The 721-nt window shown below is 53.1% G+C and carries 1 protein-coding gene; it reads right to left on the bottom strand.

Annotated elements, in window-relative coordinates; genetic code table 11:
• Positions 1-508, bottom strand: a 508-nt coding sequence (locus QU44_RS18810) for a hypothetical protein (RefSeq protein ID WP_231621802.1), incomplete at its 3' end; no start/stop codon positions are given.
• Between the last annotated feature and the right edge of the window lie 213 nt (positions 509-721).

Here is a 721-nt window from a genome sequence, read left to right on the forward strand (position 1 = left end):
CCGTGGGATTTTTCAGCAGCCTGCTAAAGGGGTTTCTGATTGATCCTGGACGGACAATCTCAAACAAGGTTACACATTGTTCGTTGGTAAGCTGGCCGCGTGGAATTGATTTGCTACTTCCTTTGACGTTACGGAGCTGCTCAACGACGGCGTTCAGCCTATCTGTGATATTGGAGACTCGAATATCATTCACAGATAGCGACGAGGTCGTTAGTCCCACCCGCCATTTTATGTATGCTATGGCTTCGTCAATACGATGTCCGTGTGTTTCGCCAACAACGGAGCAATTCGCCGTGCCATTGCGGCGCTGCCACAGCGCTTCCGCTAACGACGATGTTTCGTCGCTAGTAAACAGGTTGCCGCTACCTAGCCGCTCATCGAGGTCAATCTTACGAGCTTCAGACCAAGAAATAACCAACCCGATGGCATCGACCGATCGCCTGGAGGTGTTAATCGGGACGCCGCGGTGGTTGGCCAGCGTGTAATCTGTCACAAAACTATGGGGCATCCCGCTGTTTCGGTGCACAAGCATCGGAAGGCGCTCCCCGCTCGTCAACCGAATCGTTTCGACCCTATACGCCTGCATCTTTCCTCCGCCTTCCAGAACATAACAAGCCCGGCACACGGAACGAAATAAGATTAACGGTCGCAAATAGAAAGGGCCGCCCCTTGACGAAGCGACCCTCGAAGATGAGCACCTCCATCAACCCGGTGATCTGAG

Origin of the sequence: Sphingomonas sp. 37zxx, assembly GCF_000786205.1 — a bacterium.
Lineage (GTDB): Bacteria > Pseudomonadota > Alphaproteobacteria > Sphingomonadales > Sphingomonadaceae > Sphingomonas.